Here is a 16,203-nt window from a genome sequence, read left to right as displayed (position 1 = left end):
CGGATCCGGGGTTGCCGACGCCCGGACCGCCCGAGGCAGGCCGGGCGATGACGTTCGCGATAAACCGGAAATCTCCCCGTACGGCGGGCAACGCACAGTAGCCTTGTGCCCACGGTGTGAACGGGGGGCGCGTACATGGCCGTTGGCGACGGGGCGTTTTCGTGCTTCATCAGCTACGCACGGGACGACCAGGTCTGGGCCGAGTGGGCTGCCTGGCAGCTCGCGGACGCCGGATACGCCGTGTGGATGGACACCTGGTCACTCACTCCGGGTACCGACTGGATGGACGCGACCCTTGCGGCGGTCCGCGCGTCCGGTCAGATGCTGGTGCTCGTCTCACCTTCGTACGCGCGCAGCGGGAACGCCCGGGCGGAACTGCAGGCCGCTGTCGCCGCGGACAAACCGCTGGTCCCCGTTCTGCTCTCGGACGGCCCGTTCCCGGACGGCCTCGGCAGCCTCCGCGAGCTCCAACCCCTGCGCCTCGTCGGCCTCGACGACCGGGCCGCTCGTGAGGCCCTGCTGCGCGCCCTCTCCCCCGAGGGCCCACCGTCCGGCGGCCGACTGCGCCGCCTCGGCGCCACCAGCCCCCGGCTGCCGGGCAGCCGCCCCCGGGTGTGGAACGTTCCGGAGCGATACGACCGCTTCGTGGGCCGGGTCGACCTGCTGAAGCAGCTGCGGACCGCGCTGACCGAGCAGTGCCGGGTGGTCCTCGTCGGGGAACCCGGGATGGGCAAGACACAGTTGGCGGTCGAGTACGCCCATCGCTTCGCGGGCGAGTACGAACTCCTGTGGTGGATCGGGCACGGCCGGGGCTCCGTCCCCGCCCAGCTTGCCGAGCTGGCGGTGCGGATCGGCGCCGCCTCCCCCGACGCGTCTCCCGGAGAGACGGTCAGGGCCCTCGCCGCCGAGCTACGGACCCGTAATCGGTGGCTGTTGGTGTTCGACGACGCCCTCGGTCCCGGCCAACTGCCCGAGGACCTGACGAGGGACACCGCCAACGGCCAGTTCCTGGTCGTCTCCCGCGCCCGGGACTGGTCCGGCTTCGCGGAACTCGTCGTGGGTCCGCTCGCCGCCGACGAGTCCTACGCCCTGCTCCGCACGCTGGCGCCCACGCTGAGCGACCAGGAGGCCAAGGTGGTGGCGGCCGACATGGGGGACAGCCCGCTGGCCGTGGGGATGGTGGCCGGCTCCCTCAGCGGCGGGGTCACCATCGGCGCCGTTCTCGGGTCCCTGTCGGCGGAAGGACCCGCCGAGAACCGTCCGCACGGGCTCCGGCACGCCATGCGGATCGGCCTGGAGCAGCTGAGGGCGGAGGACACGAGGGCGGTCGCGCTCCTGTCGGCCTGTTCACTGCTCGCACCCGAGCCCTTCCGGCTCCGGGACTGCGTACGCGTACCGGACTGGGCCCCGGAGGAGCTGGCCGAGCTGCTGCGCCATCCCGAGCCGAGGGAGGCGGCGCTTCGGGCCGTTAACCGGTCCGGGCTCGCCCAGGGCGGCGACGGCATCCTCCGCATCCATCCCGCCACGCACTCGGCCCTGCGCGACCTGCTGTCCCCGAGCGATCGCGCGACCGCCGCCCTCGGCGCTCAGGCTCTGCTGCTGGCGGCCCTGCCCTCCCTGCACGCCGGCCCGGAGGCCTGGGCACCACTGCTGCCGCACCTGCTGGGGGTGGCCGCAGCGGACCTGACCCGGCGCGAGGGTCTCGCGGCGGCGGGCCTGGCATGCGCCCGCCTGATGCGGGACGGCGAAGCCTCGGCCGCCGTGCCCCGGCTGCGGGAACTGCGCGAGGCCGCGCAGGACACACTTGGTACTGATGATCCGGCCACCATGGACATCACGTCGCATCTGGTCGATGCCCTGCGTGCGACGGGAGAGCCGGCAGAGGCTCTGCCGCTGGCCGAGGTGGTGCTGGCCTGGGCCCGCCACCACATCGGCGACGAGGAGCCGGCGACGCTCAGGGCCGCCACGCAACACGCGGTGCTGCTCTCCGACGTGGGAGAGCCGGCGGCGTCCGTGGACCTCGGCCTGACGACCAGGACCAAGATCCGCGAAACCTTGGGGCCCGACCATCCTCTCGCGCTCTACCTCTCCGCGATCCTGCTGGAGCCACTGCGTGCGCTGGGCCGGAGGGAAGAGGCCCGGATGCTCGGCGAGGACACCCTGTCCCGGCAGCGGCGCGTGCTCGGTCCGGAACACCTGGACACACTCCGCACCGCCGCACAGCTGGCGGACCTGCACGTCGAGCTCGGCGACCTGGAGTCGGCCCTGACCCTGCTCGACGACGTCTTCCAGCAGCTCTACCTCAGACTCGGCCCGAGTCACCAGGCCACGCTGCGAGCCGCGACCGCGCTGGCGGCGCCGCTGATCCGTGTGGGGAACATCGAGGGCGCCCAGCGGCTCCTCCATGCCACGGTCGAGCGCCAGGCGGAGACGCTGGGCGCCGATCACATCGACACCCTGCGGACCACCTGGCTGCTTGCCTGCACCTACCTCCTGGCCCGTGACTTCGACGTCGCGCTGGACTACGCCGACCGCACCTACGCGAACCAGCTCCGCGTTCTGGGGGCCGAACATCCCGACACACGGCAGGGCGCGGCCCTCTTGGCCGTATGTCTCCAGGCGACCGGCCGCACGGAGGAAGCGCGGACGTTGCTCAGCGCCGGCCTTCTGGCCGCCCTGTCGGGCGTCGACGCAACGCAGGCCATCGCCCGGCTGCTCGACACCTGGTCCCGCACCGTGGGCGACGTACCGGAGCCGGGCCACCACGCCGCCAGGCCGTCGAAGTCCCGGTCCGCGCGTCCCGCGGCATCCCGTCCGGAGCGGGAGTACGTGCTGGTCAGCCATGTCGAGGCAGACCGTGTGTGGGTCGACTGGATCACCTTCGAGCTGGAACAACTCGGCTACGAGGTGGCGACGGAGGCAGAGGACACCCACCTCGGGCGGCCCCTGTCCGGGGAATCCGACATCGTCCTCGTGATGCTGTCCCCCAGCTATCTGGCGTCGATGACCGCCACCGCCTGGGCCTCCGAGGAGTGGACCGAACTGATGCGGGACGACGCTCTCGGCCGACGGCGTCTCGTGCCGATCTTCGTCCACCCCGTGGAGACCGAGCGACTGCCGCCCGTGCTCCAGGCTCGGACCACGCCGGCCCTGTACGACCTCGATCCCGACGCCGCCCGCGATCTGCTGCGGTTCACCCTCGACGAGCCGACCCGCCCCGACCGTTCCCCGGTGTTCCCTGGAGCGAGCGAGCCCGACGAGACCGGTCAGGCTCTCCTGACCCGGCGCCTCGTCAACGCGTTGGAGCGCTCGGCCGTCGTACAGAGCCGGGAGGGCTTCCACGCCCTGGTCACTCCGCTCGGCGTCACCGTCCGGGACGAGTTGACGGCGCGTACCAGGCTGTTCGAGCTCGTCCGTGCTCTCAAGGCCCGTCCGGACGGTCTGACACGCCTCGTGGACGCCCTCGAAGTGCTCGAACCGGAGAGTCTCGCGGTGACGGAGGCCCGCCACATCGTCGGTGAGATCGAGCGTGCCCGGGCGACCCGGTGACCGCCCCCGTCCCGCCGGGCGCGGCCGTCGAGGACCCGCCGCCCGTACCGCACTGGTTCTTCACCGGCTACTCGGACGTCAGAGCCAACTTCCCGCTGGTCGAACGCTTCCACAACGACGTCCAGCATCGGGTCAAGATGATGCTCGGCAACGCGGTCCCCGGCGCGGGGTTCGTCGACTTCAAGGACATCATCCCGGGTGAATACTGGGAGAAGCGGGTCGTGGAGCACGGCGTCTGCACGGCCAGAGCCATGCTGGCCCTGTACTCGCCCAGTTATTTCCAGAGTCACTGGTGCGCCCACGAGTGGACCGTGTTCAACGCCCGGCTCGGACGCTTCCGGAGGGAGGACGCCCGCTGCCTCATCGGTGTGCTGTGGCAGAGAGGCGGACGGAAGTGGCCGGCCGCGGTCACCGCGGCCCAGTACGTGACCCTCGGTGATCCCGAGTCCATCTACGAGCAGGCCGGCCTCTACTACATAGTTCCGCGCGGGAACGAGCCGGTACGGGAGGAATACGAGCGCCTGGTCAACAAGGTGGCCGGCCTCGTCGTCGGCGCCCACGCTGCCGCGCTCGAACCCCTCAAGGCCGACGGCGTCGACAAGTTGCGCCCCGTGTTCGGGGCCGAGTCGGATCTGTCCGTCGACTGCGTGCTCGCCTACGCCGACCGGGACACGGATCGCCGCTGGGGCGAGTGGGCGTACGCCCAACTCGCCGAGAGACGCGATGTCGACGTCCTGCCCGCGGAGTGTTTCGGCCGCGCGCCCGCCAGACTCCTCAGATCCTCGTTGCGCCGCGCTCAGCGCGTGGTCGTGCTGCTGTCCCGCAACAGCCTCACCGACCCCTGTCTGCACCGAACGGTCCTGGAGGAGATCTACGCGGACCGGGAGCTCGCCCCCGATCTCCCGCGCCTCATCCCGATGTTCATCGAGCCTGTCCCCGAGGAGGAAACCCCAGCGGGCCTCGCCCCCGGTGACGGCAACGCGTTGTACGACATCCCCGACCTGCACGCCAAGCGGGAGATCCTCCTCTCCGCCGTCAGCAAGCCCGTTCTCGCACCCGCCGTCGCCCGCAGGCCCCCGCCCCCTGAGCCGCAGAACGCCGTCAGCCACTTCGAGCGCACCCTGGTCGACAAGCTCTCCCAGGCTTCGTCCCTGATGGACGACGACATCCGGCGCGTCTGGTTCGAGGCGACCGGCCTCGACCCGGCCGAGGAACCCGAATCCCGATGGCCCACGCGCATTTGGCTCCTTTCGGTGGTGCGCGTCGCCAGGAAGCTGCCCGACGGCTACACACGCCTCGCCCTCGCTCTGGAGGCCATCGACTCCGAGAGTCCGGAGAGCGTCGAGGTGCGCAAGCTCGTCGACGGCCACGAGCCCGGGCCGGAGGACTGAACGGGACGAGAGGACATCGGGCCGACGGCTGGCGGGTGCGCCTCACATCTTCGTCGCCCCCGCCGCCAGATCCCGCAGGAAGTGCCGCGCCCCGAGCAGGAACACGATGATCAGCGGGACGACGCTCATCAGCGCGCCGGCCATCACGAGCGCGTAGTCGGAGTTGTACAGGGTGTTGAGGTTCGCCAGGGCGACCTGGAGGGTGACCTTCTCCGGGTTGATCATGACGACCAGCGGCCAGATGTAGTCGTTCCACAGACCGATGAACGTGAAGATGCCGAGGAAGGCGAGCGCCGGCCGGAACAGCGGCAGCGCGACCTGCCAGTAGAGGCGGAAGAAGCCCGCGCCGTCGATCCGCCCCGCGTCCAACAGCTCGTCCGGCAGCGAGTTCTGGGCGTACTGGCGCATCCAGAAGATGCCGCGAGCACCAGGGCCAGGAACAGCATCGGCACCGTGGACAGGAACCAGATCTCGAAGGTGTTGAGCACCGAGTGCCAGAACACCGAGTCCTGCAGCAGCCAGCCGTACTGCTGAAGCCCGACGAAGCGCATGTCGCCGATGCCGTCCCAGTCCTGGAAGGACAGGTAGAGGGAGTAGAGCACCGGGAAGGTGCCGAAGACGGCGAACAGCACGTAGAACGGGGAGATGGCGAGGAGGGGCGGGATGTGACGTCGGCGTCCGCCCGGGCGGTTGGACGGGGTACGGCGGCCAGCCCGCCGCTCGTCGGCCGCCGGCGCTCCGGCCTGGTCGAGAACCGTGGCCATGTCAGCTCACCCCCACCCGGGAGAGCGTGGTCTCGGCGGTGTTCACCGCGTCCCGCCAGGCCCTGTCGGGGTTCTTGCCGAGCATTTCCACGTTGGTCAGCTCCTGGAAGAACGGGGTGTTGGCGGTCTCCTCGTACGGGCTGAAGTAGACGACCGGAGCCTTCTGGGCGGCCGGGCCGAAGACGTCGATGGGCTGCTGACCGCCGAAGAAGGGGTCGGCCTCGTGCATCGCGGGGTCGGCGTAGGAGGCCGGAGTGGTGGGGAACAGGGCCATCTCCTGGTAGCTCTTGAGCTGGTTCGCCGGGCTGAGCAGCCACGTCAGGAAAGCGAAGGCCGCCTCGGGGTCCCTGCAGTAGCGGGTCAAGGTCAGATACGAGCCGCCGTAGTTGGCCGGGCCGTCCGGCATGGTGGTCAGCCGCCAGGTCCCGGAGGTCTTCGGCGCGGAGTCCTTCAGGCCGTTGATGGCCCACACGGCCGTGGTCATGGTGGCGACCCGGCCGCCGCTCATGGCCGCGTTGAAGTCGGGTGTCCCGTCCGTGATCCGGGCGCTGAGCCGCTGGCGGAGGATCTCCACGGAGAGGTCCCAGGCCCGTCGGACGTGCTGCTGGTCGCCGATGAAACGGTTCTCCGCGTCCACGAACTGCTGGGGGCTCTGGAGCAGGACCTGCTGGAACACGTTGCCGATGTTGCTCACCAGGTACGGCTTGCCGGGCCCCTTCGCCCGCAGCGTCTTCCCTGCGGCGATGAACTTCTCCCAGGTGGGGACCTCCTCGGCGACGTCCTCCGGTTCGTGGGCAAGTCCGGCCTTCCGGAAGAGGTCCCGGCGGTAGTAGAGCGCGGTGGGGCCGGCGTCGAGCGGGAAGCCGATCATCCGGCCCGACGGGGTGAAGCAGCTCTTCCACTTCCAGTCGAGGTAGCTGTCCCGGACCGATTCCGCGCCGAGCGTCCTGAGGTCGAGGAACTCGTCCTCGTCGGGGAAGAATGTGGCGAGGTTGTCGGAGTTGGCGACCGTGATGTCCGGTACGTAGGCACGGGCGGCGAGACTGGTGCGCACCTTCGAGTCGATGTCGCCGTCCGGTATCTGCGAGCCCCTCACCTTCAGCCCCGGCACACCGGGGACGCCGCGCTCGGCGGTGGCGAGCAGCTTGTCGCTCAGCGCGCCCTTCCAGTACCAGAGGCTGAGGTGGTCGGAGCCCACCGAGGCCGATCCGCCGGCGGCTCCGCAGCCCGACAGGCCGAGCAGGGTGGCGCCCGCTCCGCCCAGGGAGGCCCCCAGGAAACGTCTGCGGGACATCGTTCGGTGTTCCATGGGCGCGCACTCGCTTTCGGGATGTGCGATGACAACGATGTCGGCCCGTCGTCCTGGGCTCGACATCGTGCTGTGGGGAGATCGATGTGGGGGCTCGCTGTGCGGGGGAGAGGGCTCGCTGTGAGGGGCTCGATGTGGGGAAATCGGCGCTCCGTGAGCGTTCACGTGAACGTTGCCGTCGAGTATCGAGGCGTCCGAAAACCACTGTCAAGGGACGTGCACGACCTATGTGTTGACGGCCTATGTGGCCCGCCCCTACAGGCTTGGCGCCTCAGGCGGAGGCCCGCACCACCAGCTCGGGAACCACCCAGGCATCGCTGCCGCTCATCGGCTCCTCCCCCGCCCGCAACCGCGCCACCTGCTCCACGGCCAGTCGTCCCAGCTGCCGTTTGTCGATGTGCAGGGTGGTGAGGGCCGGCTCGACCAGCTCCCCTAGCGACAGCCCGTCGAAGCCCAGCACCGCCAGATCGCCCGGCACCTTCCGGCCACGACGCCGGGCGGCACGCATCGCGCCGACCGCGATCAGATCGTTGAAGCCGAACACCGCGGTGATCTCGGGCCGCGCGTCCAGCAGCAGCTCCATGCCCACCTCGCCGCCCGCCACGCTGTGCTCGGGGCACATGGCGATCCAGCCGTCGTCGACGGGCAGGCCGTGCCGCCGCGCCTCCGCGAGGAAGGCCTGCCGCCTGGGGGCGGGACCATGCACACCGTCGAGCATGCCGATACGGCGGTGCCCCGCACGGACCAGATGGGCCAGGCCCTGTGCGAGACCGGCCGCGGCGTCGATGCCGACGGCGGCGAACCGGGTCTGCTGCGGGCCGCGTTCCAGCAGCACCAGCGGTACGCCACCGAGGTGCCGGGCCAGCACGTCGTCCGGGTTCTTGAAGTAGCCGACTACCGCGTCCGCCTGGTGGGAGAGCACGTCGAGCGCCTCACGCTCCCGGGCGTCGTCGGTGCGCGTGTCCCACACGACCACCTGCCAGCCGCGCCGCTCGGCGGCCTCCAGCACCCCGGCGGCCACCTCCGGGAAGAAGGGGTTCATCAGGTCCGGGATCACCAGACCCGCGGTCACCGTGCCCTTCCGGACCAGGCCGCGCGCGAACCGGCTGGGCCGGTAGTCTAGCAGCCGCGCCGCTTCGAGGACGCGCTCCTTGGTTCCCGGGTCGATCTCGCCCTTGTCGTTCACCGCGCGGGAGACGGTCTGGCGCGACACTCCGGCCAGTTTGGCGACGTCATGGATCGTGGCCCGGCGGCGGGGGCCGTCGGTCCGGTCGACACTCGGCTCCTGCTGCTGATCGTCCGCCAACACGCTGTGCACTGTATCCGGCCAGGTGGACGCCAGGGCAGGGCTCGGAACGACGAGGGTGGCCCGAGCCGTGGACGCCGGGGCCGTCCGGCCCGTGTACCGAAGCCGGCCAATTCTGAACGAGGAAGGCGCCCAGCCCTCGCATGCCGAAGCCGCCGAGCCTCTCGGGTCGAAGCCCGCGAGCCCGCATGCCGCAGCCGCCGAGCACCCTGGCCGAAACCCACGAGCCCCCAGCCCCTAGCCCCCAGCCCCTAGCCCCTAGCCCCTAGCCCCTAGCCCCTAGCCCCTAGCCCCGCAGGGTCGAGCCCTCAGCCCCCGCAGGTCGAGCCCCCGCCCCCGGCAGGTGGACAGCGCCGGTTGGCCTAGAACAGTGCGCTGTACGCGTTCAGTGCCGGCTGCCCGCCGAGGTGGGCGTAGAGCACGGTGGAGTCCCGGGCGATCTCTCCACGCTGGACCAGGTCGATCATTCCGGCCATCGACTTCCCCTCGTAGACGGGGTCGGTGACCATGCCCTCGGTCCGCGCGGCGAGGCGCATCGCCTCCAGGGTCGTCTCGTCCGGAATGCCGTACGTCCCCGCGTGATACCGGTCGTCCAGCTCGACGTCGGCCTCGGTCAACTCGCGCTTGACGCCGATGAGTTGGCCGGTGCGGTGGGCGATCCGGGCGATCTGCTCACGCGTGGTCGCGGGCTTGGCCGAGGCGTCGATGCCGACGACGCGGCGCGGACGCCCGCCGGCCTCCTCAAGGGCCGCGAACCCGGCGACCATGCCCGCCTGGGTGGAGCCGGTCACGGAGCAGACGACGACCGTGTCGAAGAAGACACCCAACTCCCGTTCCTGCTCGGCGACTTCATACGCCCACCCGGCGAACCCCAGCCCACCGAGCGGGTGGTCGGAGGCACCGGCCGGGATGGCATACGGCTTGCCGCCCGACTCCTCCACCTCCCGCAGCGCCTGCTCCCAGCTCTCCTTGAAGCCGATCCCGAACCCGGCCCGCACAAGCCGTACGTCAGCTCCGGCGAGGCGGCTGACGAGGATGTTGCCGACCTTGTCGTACACGGAGTCGGGCCAGTCCACCCAGCTCTCCTGGACCAGCACGCACTTGAGGCCGGCGCGGGCGGCGACGGCGGCGACCTGGCGGGTGTGGTTGGACTGCACGCCGCCGATCGAGACGAGCGTGTCGCAGCCCTGCGCGAGCGCGTCGGCGACCAGGTACTCCAGCTTGCGGGTCTTGTTGCCGCCGTAGGCGATCCCGGAGTTGCAGTCCTCCCGCTTGGCCCAGAGGGAGGCGCCGCCGAGGTGGGCGGTCAGACGCTCCAGGGGGTGGACCGGCGACGGGCCGAAGAGGAGGGGGTAACGCTCGTACGAGGAGAGGGACGGCGAGGGGGACATGGGGCACCTCCAGGGGCAGCGGCGTCGATCGGTGTCGGCGTCAGTCGGTGTCGATCGGTGTCGGCATCAGTCGAAGTCGGCCAGGTCGGCGAGGGTGCGCCAGATCTCCGCCGTGACGCGGACCGCCGCGTCCGCCTCCCCGGCGGCGCACGCCTCGATCAACCGCTCGTGCAGCCCGGCCGAACGGCAGGTCCCGCCCTCGCCGAAGCGCCGACGCTCCAGACGGCGGATGAGCGGGGTGTAGCGGGCGACGGTGGCGGCGGCCGCGCGATTGCCGCTCACCCGCACCAGGACGTCGTGCAGTTCGTCGTCCGCCCGCAGGGCGAGGTCCACCTCGCCCGCGGTGACGGCGGCGGCGAAGCGCTCGTTGGCGGCGCGCATGATCTCCACGTCCGCGGCCATCAGCCGGGGCACGGCGACCCGCGTCACGAGTTCGTGCATGGCGCCGACCACGGCGGCGGCGTCCCGTACGTCGGCGGCCACGACCGGGGTCACCCGTGTGTAGCTCTGCGGTTTGCTCTCCAGCAGCCCCTCGTCCACGAGCCGCGAGAACGCCTCCCGCACCGGCGCCCGGGACAGCCCGAGCCGCTCGGCGAGGTCGGCATCGCGCACCACCGCGCCGGGCTCGATCTCCCCGGCCACGATGGCGTCCCTGATGGCTTCGTAGGCGCGGTCCCTGAGCAGGGTCCGGCCGACGGGGCGTATGGCCTCCATGAACTGAAATGTTAGATGTCAATCCTGGTCCGGACAAGGGTGTGGCCCGCACCCCCGTGAAGGTGCGGGCCACTCTCAGGGGCTCAGGCAGCCCACGGCCAGTCGGCGTCCCGAGCGCTCTCGAGCAGCGGAACCATCCGGAACGCCGCGTCCGAAAGGCCTCCGAAGGTGTGCCGGTTCGCCCTGCCCGACGGGCCGTGGCCCGCCCGGTACCCGGCGAGGTTCCAGGTGTAGACCGGCACGTCGGCCGGGACCTGCTCGGTCGGGTCGCCGTGGTGGCTGGGCGCGTACTGCTCGTCGGTGACGATCAGCACCCGGTCGTGCTTGCGGTAGTGCCGGCGCACGGCCTCGGTGGTGTTCGTGCCGCCGAGGTCCGCGAAGCGCTCCAGGACCTTCAGCACCGACTCGCCACGGCGGAAGGGGATCTCGCGGCTGTCCGTGCCGAACTGCACGAGGTCCGCGTCCGCCGCCCGCAGCGCGAGCGCCGTGCCGAAGATCGCCGCCGCGTCGGCCCGGTTGAGCTCCGAGCGGTCGGACAGCCGCGACCAGAACATCGAGCCCGAGCGGTCGACGAGCACCAGCGTCCGGCCGGGCAGCGCGGGCACGTTGGCCAGCGAGTGGCCGAGCGCCTGCTCCAGCGGGTACGCCCAGCGCAGCGAGGGCGCGTGCTGGTACGCGGCGAGGTACCGGAAGGGGAACTGCCGCGACCGCGCAACCTCCGCCGGGTCACTGATCCGCGCGGCGACCTGGGCCGCCACCTCGTCCGAGACGCCGGCCTGGTCGAAGTTCCGCAGGTTCCTTACGAGCGCCATGGCACCCATCGATGGAATCACGGCCTCCCAGGCCTCCTTGTCCATCGGCCCCTGCAGCCAGCCCGCCAGCGCCTCCCACGTCATCCCGGCCGCCGCGAGCCGCTCGGCACCGCCGTCCGACGTGACCACCGCACGCCGTGCCTCGACGGGCAGCGCCATCAGCTCGTGGTGCGCGACCAGGGTGCGGTCCGACGCGGGCGGCAGCGCGGTGTCCGGGTTGTGCCGACGGTCGAGGGCGTACTGGAACAGCTCGCCCTGCCACGACTTGTCCGGGTCCGGGGCCGCGTGCACGAGGTTGAGGACGTCACCGAAGCGGTAGCCCTTGGACGCGGTGTCGTACTTCAGCAGCGACTTGCCGCTGTAGAGGCGCCGTACGGCGTCGGCGACACCGCGCTTGACGGGCTTCGGGACGTTACGCCCGTACGTCGCCGTCCAGTACGCGAGCAGTTCGCCGGGCTCGTCGGGCCGCTGGAGCACGGAGTCGACGACCTGCCGGTTCGAGGGACCGTCGGTGGCCCCCGCATCCAGGCGTGCCTTCACGTACTCGGCGGCACCCACGACCGAAGCCGTACGGAGGTTGCCCGCGCCGCGCAGCCAGCCGAGGAGGCCCGCCGTCCACTCGGGGTCGGTGATCGCGAGCTCGCCCACGAGGCGGGCGAACCGGTCGTCACGGTCGGCGCCGGTCTCGTAGAAGGTCTGCTGCGAGACGAAGTTGCCGACCGCCAGCAGGAAGAGCTCGGAGCGCGCGTCGCGCTCACGGCCGCGGCCGCCCTCGTAGGTGCGGAGCACTCGCCCCGTCGAGGTGACCCGCGAGGTCGGCCGCGCCTTGGCGGTACGCGTGTTGAATCGCGCCATGGTGAATTCCCCCCGAATTCGTTTGTGTTTCGGAGGAGGCGCGGCAAAAGGTGGGTGCCCGAGATCAGGAGTCGGCGACGGACTTTAGCCTGGTGCTCTTCCGAATTGAGCTACACCGACCCGAAGTCGATGACGGGATTCGAACCCGCAACCACCAGATCCCAATGAAGTAACCGTTGCCTGCGCACCGGGCACCCACCATGAGCTGCGCCTCCCGAGATCAAGTCGGCCGCGGCGTGGATTCTTTGAAAGAGAAGTAGCCGCTGCCATCGCACCGGGAGGTGCGTTGACGTTGTGATCTCACTGTAGGAGGCGCAACTCCGGCCGGGCGAATGAATTTATTCGCATGGCGCGTCCATCAGGGCGGTGACATAGGCATCCAGCCGCTCGCTCGCGGTCGCGGCCGGCACCCCGCCGCCCTCCTCATACGCCTCGGCGAACCGCAGACCCCACGCCGGGCCGTGCAGCAGCGCGAGGTCGGTGGAGCAGTGCGCCACATCGAGATCCGCCGGGCCCCAGGAGGCACTCGCCCAGTCGACGACGCCCGTGATCCGGGCATCTGCCGGCCGTGGGGACGGCACGTCGAACAGCACGTTGCCTGGGTGGAAGTCCCGGTGCAGGAATCGCCCTTCATATCGCCACGAGTTGACGGGCCAGCGCGGGGGACGCGCGTCTCCAGTCCCGCGTCGTCGAGGACCGTCCGGCCCGCCAGATGTGTCATCAGGAGCGATGGATACAGTCCTCGGCGTGCTCCACGTCGCCGAAGGTCCGCAGCACCAGGTCACGGGTGCAGACAGCCCCCGGTTACCGCCGCTGCCGCTTCCAGGGCCCGGTGATCGCCAGCATGATCCCCGGCGTCTGAATGCTGGCGTACAGCGTCCGGCCGTCGCACGAGAACGTGACGCCGGCGAACTCGCTGTACTCCGGCTCCTGAGCGGTGCCGATGTTCAGCTCGTTGCGGGCGATGGGGTACGTGCGGCCGCTGTCGGTGGCGCCGAAGAGGTGCTGGATGCCCTCGCCGTCCTCGGCGATGACGAGGCCGCCGTACGGGGAGACGGTGATGTTGTCGGGGCCGTCGAGGGCGCCGTCCTTGCTCGGGTCGGGGTTGACGCCGAGGAGGACCTTCAGGGTCAGGGTGCGGCGCTTGGGGTCGTAGAACCAGACCTGGCCGTCGTGCTGGACGGGGCTCTCGTCACGGGCGTACGAGGAGACGATGTAGGTGCCGCCGTCGCCCCACCACATGCCCTCCAGCTTGCGGGCGCGGGTGATCTCACCGTCGGGGAACTGCTTGCGCACGGGCGTGGTCTTCGCGTCGCGGTCGGGGACGTCCACCCAGTCGACGCCGTAGACCGTGCCGATCCTCGTGGCGCGGGACAGGTCGTCGACGAACTTGCCGCCGGAGTCGAAGCACTTGGGCGCCTGGAGGACGCCGGCGTCGTCGGCCAGCTGGCGGAACTTGCCGCGGCCGTATTCGAAGCCCTTCGGCGGGGTCCAGCGGAAGAGCAGGCCGTTGGGCGAGGCCGCGTCCTCGGTGAGGTAGGCGTGGCCGCGCTTGGGGTCGATGACGACGGCCTCGTGGTCGTAGCGGCCGAAGAACTTCAGGGGCTTGGGGTTCTGGTTGGCCCGGCGGTCGCTCGGGTCGACCTCGAAGACGTAGCCGTGGTCCTTGGTCATGCCGTTGGTGCCGGCCCGGTCGGAGTTCTCCTCGCAGGTGAGCCAGGTGCCCCAGGGGGTGCTGCCGCCCGCGCAGTTGGTGGAGGTACCGGCGATGCCGACCCACTCGGCGACCTGTCCGTCGGGGCGGACCTCGACGACCGTGCAGCCGCCGGACGCGGCCGGATCGTAGACGAGGCCCTCGGTCAGCGGGACCGGGTACTTCCAGTTGGCGCGCGGGCCCTTCAGCTCGTGGTTGTTGACGAGGAGGGTGGTGCCGCGCGGGCCGTCGAACGTGGCCGTGCCGTCGTGGTTGGAGGGCGTGAACTCGCCCGACTCCAGCTTCGTCTTCCCGCTGTAGGTGATGACGCGGTACTTGAACCCGGCGGGCAGCGCGAGGATGCCCTTGGGGTCCGGGATCAGCGGTCCGTAGCCGACACCGGCCCCGCCACCCTGAGCGTCCGCGGACTTCTCGCTCGCGATCTCGGTGTCCGTGGACGCGAGCGCGTTCGGCGCGGTGCCGAGGACCCCGGCACTGCCCGCCAGCGCGACACCGGCACCGGTGATCGCGGAGTTCCTTGCGAAGTCCCTGCGGGTGAGCGACATGGTGTCTCCTGTGACAGTGGGTGCCGTGGAGGGTGGCGGACCTCGAGTCGGCGCAACAGTCCCGCGTACGTCTGAACTCCAGTTGAACAACGCCCAAAGGGGCGCGGGCCTGTGCCGAATATGCGGCTCCGCCGCGTGGGCGCGACCAGCCACACTCCACCCGCACCCGCCAATCAAGCTCAGCCCCCCTGCTGCGACCGGGCCTTGAAGGCAGCCTTCCGCGCTTCCTTCGCGATCTTCTTGTCCGGATGCAACCGCCCCATCGCCTCCAGCACATCCGCGGTCGCCGGATGATCCACCCGCCAGGCCGCGGCGAAGAACCCACTGTGCTGCGCGGCCAGCCCCTGCACCAGCTCCCTCAGCTCGTCGGAGTTCCCCTCGGCCGCCAGCTGCGCGGCCACCGTGTCGACGGTCAGCCAGAACACCAGGTCCTGCGACGGCGCGGGAACCTCGGAGCAGCCCGCCTCGCTCAGCCAGACCCGGGCCAGCCCGCCCAGCTCCGGATCGTCGAGGACCTCCCGCAGCGCCGGCTCGGCCTCCGCGCCCACCAGGGACAGCGCCTGCTGGCAGCGCAGTCGTCGCAGGGGCGCCCCGGCGTCCAGGCCACGCGCCGCGGCCAGCAACTCCCGTGCCGCGGCGAGAAGTTCGGGCCGGGCGGCGAGCCACTGCTCGGTCTCGGCGTGGGCGGCGGCCGGCGGGTAGGTGGCCGTCCCGTCGAGCAGCGCGTCGGCGCCCTTGTCCGCGAGGTCGCCGACCGCGGGCGCCTCGAACCCGGCCTCCAGCAGTCGGGCTCGCAGTCCGTACCGGCCGAGCGGGGTCAGCCGTACCATGCCGTAGCGCGACACGTCGGTGTCGTCGACGGCGCCGGACGGATCCTCGGCGGCGGCCTCGGCGTCCGCCATCAGTGCCTCGTCCACCGGCTGGTACTCCACAAGACCGACCGGTTCCAGCAGCCGGAACTGGTCGTCGAGGCGCATCATCGCGTCGGAGACCTGCTCCAGCACGTCGTTCGTGGGCTCGCCCATGTCGCTGGGCACGATCATCGACGCGGCGAGGGCGGGCAGCGGTACGGGTGCGTCGCCCGGGCCGTCCTCGCTGACCGTCAGCAGATACAGGTTGCCGAGCACGCCGTCGAGGAACTCCGCCTCGGCCTCCGGGTTCCAGTCCAGCGAGGAGAGGTTGACCTCGCCGCCGGTGTCCATGGCGTCGACCAGGTCGTCGAGGTCGGGCACGCTCGCGTCCGCGAGCACCGTCTCCAGTGCGCCGAGCCAGACGCCGAGCACGTCCTGCGGTGAACCGCCGGTCAGCACGGCCAGGTCGGCGCCGGCCGCCACGGTGCCCGCCTCCTCGTCGACGATCTCGACGAGTCCGGTGTCGACGGCCACCCGCCAGGCCTCACCGGCGTACGCTGCGGCGTCGTCCCCGCTCAGCCCGAGGGCCTCGGCCGCCGCCGGCAGTTGTTCGTCGACGAGCCCGCCGCCGGCGTCGACCTGGGTGTCGGGCCCGGCCCAGTGGGCCAGCCGGGCGGCCCGGGCGAGCAACGGCGTGGACAGCGCGTCCCGCGCCAGCTCCGCTTCGGGGTGCAGCCGCACCGGCGGCAGGGGGGAGCGGGAGCTGTCTGACATCGGCTGGTTCTCCTAGGGCGCTCTACCTGGCCGTACGCATCACGACACATCACGACGCAGCACGAGGCATCACAACGCATCACGGCTCAGCCGTTACACATCACGGCTCAACCGCTCAGCCTAGACGGATTTCCACCCATGCCGCCCGGTTCATCTCTCCTACAGGGTGCGTACATGGCCGAAACCTTGACAAGTGGCCTGAGCAGGCAGGAGATTACGCGCGTAGAA

9 protein-coding genes and 2 pseudogenes are annotated in these 16,203 nt (G+C 70.9%); 2 read left to right on the top strand and 9 right to left on the bottom strand.

The features are described 5' to 3' along the window. The first annotated feature begins 135 nt into the window (after nucleotides 1-135). Together fxsT and ACIA8X_RS19340 are read left to right on the top strand one after the other, a co-directional pair. On the top strand, nucleotides 136-3,549 hold the full coding sequence (gene fxsT / locus ACIA8X_RS19345; protein ID WP_393442900.1) for an FxSxx-COOH system tetratricopeptide repeat protein: 3,414 nt from the start codon (nucleotides 136-138) through the stop codon (nucleotides 3,547-3,549). Next, nucleotides 3,546-4,940: a TIR domain-containing protein gene (locus tag ACIA8X_RS19340; RefSeq protein ID WP_399458720.1), complete on the top strand. Its 1,395-nt coding sequence runs from the start codon at nucleotides 3,546-3,548 to the stop codon at nucleotides 4,938-4,940. The genes fxsT and ACIA8X_RS19340 overlap by 4 nt, the downstream gene beginning before the upstream one ends. A 42-nt stretch (nucleotides 4,941-4,982) precedes the next feature. On the opposite strand, the pseudogene ACIA8X_RS19335 reads toward ACIA8X_RS19340, so the two are convergent. From ACIA8X_RS19335 to ACIA8X_RS19295, 9 genes and pseudogenes are all read right to left on the bottom strand, one after another. Then, a pseudogene (locus tag ACIA8X_RS19335) lies at nucleotides 4,983-5,381 on the bottom strand (carbohydrate ABC transporter permease); the annotation flags it as partial. 324 nt (nucleotides 5,382-5,705) lie between these two features. After that, nucleotides 5,706-6,998: an ABC transporter substrate-binding protein gene (locus ACIA8X_RS19330; protein WP_393442892.1), complete on the bottom strand. Its 1,293-nt coding sequence runs from the start codon at nucleotides 6,996-6,998 to the stop codon at nucleotides 5,706-5,708. A gap of 286 nt (nucleotides 6,999-7,284) precedes the next feature. Then, on the bottom strand, nucleotides 7,285-8,331 hold the full coding sequence (locus ACIA8X_RS19325) for a LacI family DNA-binding transcriptional regulator (protein ID WP_399458719.1): 1,047 nt from the start codon (nucleotides 8,329-8,331) through the stop codon (nucleotides 7,285-7,287). Nucleotides 8,332-8,681: 350 nt separating this feature from the next. Next, the gene (locus tag ACIA8X_RS19320; protein WP_393442888.1) at nucleotides 8,682-9,710 is read right to left on the bottom strand and encodes a 1-aminocyclopropane-1-carboxylate deaminase; all 1,029 of its coding nucleotides are present in this window, start codon (nucleotides 9,708-9,710) and stop codon (nucleotides 8,682-8,684) included. 66 nt (nucleotides 9,711-9,776) lie between these two features. Then, nucleotides 9,777-10,424, bottom strand: coding sequence for a GntR family transcriptional regulator (locus tag ACIA8X_RS19315; protein ID WP_393442886.1), 648 nt, complete (start codon nucleotides 10,422-10,424; stop codon nucleotides 9,777-9,779). A gap of 83 nt (nucleotides 10,425-10,507) precedes the next feature. Beyond that, nucleotides 10,508-12,091 carry a TROVE domain-containing protein gene (locus ACIA8X_RS19310; protein ID WP_399458718.1) on the bottom strand — a complete coding sequence of 528 codons (1,584 nt, stop codon included), beginning with the start codon at nucleotides 12,089-12,091 and terminating at the stop codon, nucleotides 10,508-10,510. Nucleotides 12,092-12,429: 338 nt separating this feature from the next. Next, nucleotides 12,430-12,827: pseudogene (locus ACIA8X_RS19305) on the bottom strand (aminoglycoside phosphotransferase family protein); the annotation flags it as partial. Nucleotides 12,828-12,895: 68 nt separating this feature from the next. Beyond that, nucleotides 12,896-14,350, bottom strand: a complete 1,455-nt coding sequence (locus ACIA8X_RS19300; protein ID WP_399458717.1) for an alkaline phosphatase PhoX — start codon at nucleotides 14,348-14,350, stop codon at nucleotides 12,896-12,898. A 179-nt stretch (nucleotides 14,351-14,529) separates the two neighbouring features. Next, complete coding sequence (locus ACIA8X_RS19295; protein ID WP_399458716.1) at nucleotides 14,530-15,975, bottom strand: hypothetical protein; 1,446 nt, start codon at nucleotides 15,973-15,975, stop codon at nucleotides 14,530-14,532. Nucleotides 15,976-16,203 lie beyond the last annotated feature (228 nt).

Origin of the sequence: Streptomyces sp. NPDC051738, from assembly GCF_044453205.1 — a bacterium.
Taxonomy (GTDB): Bacteria; Actinomycetota; Actinomycetes; order Streptomycetales; family Streptomycetaceae; genus Streptomyces.
Note: the sequence above shows the minus strand (reverse complement) of the source record. Positions and strands in the feature narration are given on the sequence as shown.

Bases quoted from the DNA above. Each gene is read 5' to 3' on its own strand.
- fxsT (WP_393442900.1), top strand. From the start codon at position 136: ATGGCCGTTGGCGACGGGGCGTTTTCGTGCTTCATCAGCTACGCACGG.
- ACIA8X_RS19330 (WP_393442892.1), bottom strand. From the start codon at position 6,998: ATGTCCCGCAGACGTTTCCTGGGGGCCTCCCTGGGCGGAGCGGGCGCC.
- ACIA8X_RS19320 (WP_393442888.1), bottom strand. From the start codon at position 9,710: ATGTCCCCCTCGCCGTCCCTCTCCTCGTACGAGCGTTACCCCCTCCTC.
- ACIA8X_RS19310 (WP_399458718.1), bottom strand. From the start codon at position 12,091: ATGGCGCGATTCAACACGCGTACCGCCAAGGCGCGGCCGACCTCGCGG.
- ACIA8X_RS19300 (WP_399458717.1), bottom strand. From the start codon at position 14,350: ATGTCGCTCACCCGCAGGGACTTCGCAAGGAACTCCGCGATCACCGGT.
- ACIA8X_RS19315 (WP_393442886.1), bottom strand. From the start codon at position 10,424: ATGGAGGCCATACGCCCCGTCGGCCGGACCCTGCTCAGGGACCGCGCC.
- ACIA8X_RS19295 (WP_399458716.1), bottom strand. From the start codon at position 15,975: ATGTCAGACAGCTCCCGCTCCCCCCTGCCGCCGGTGCGGCTGCACCCC.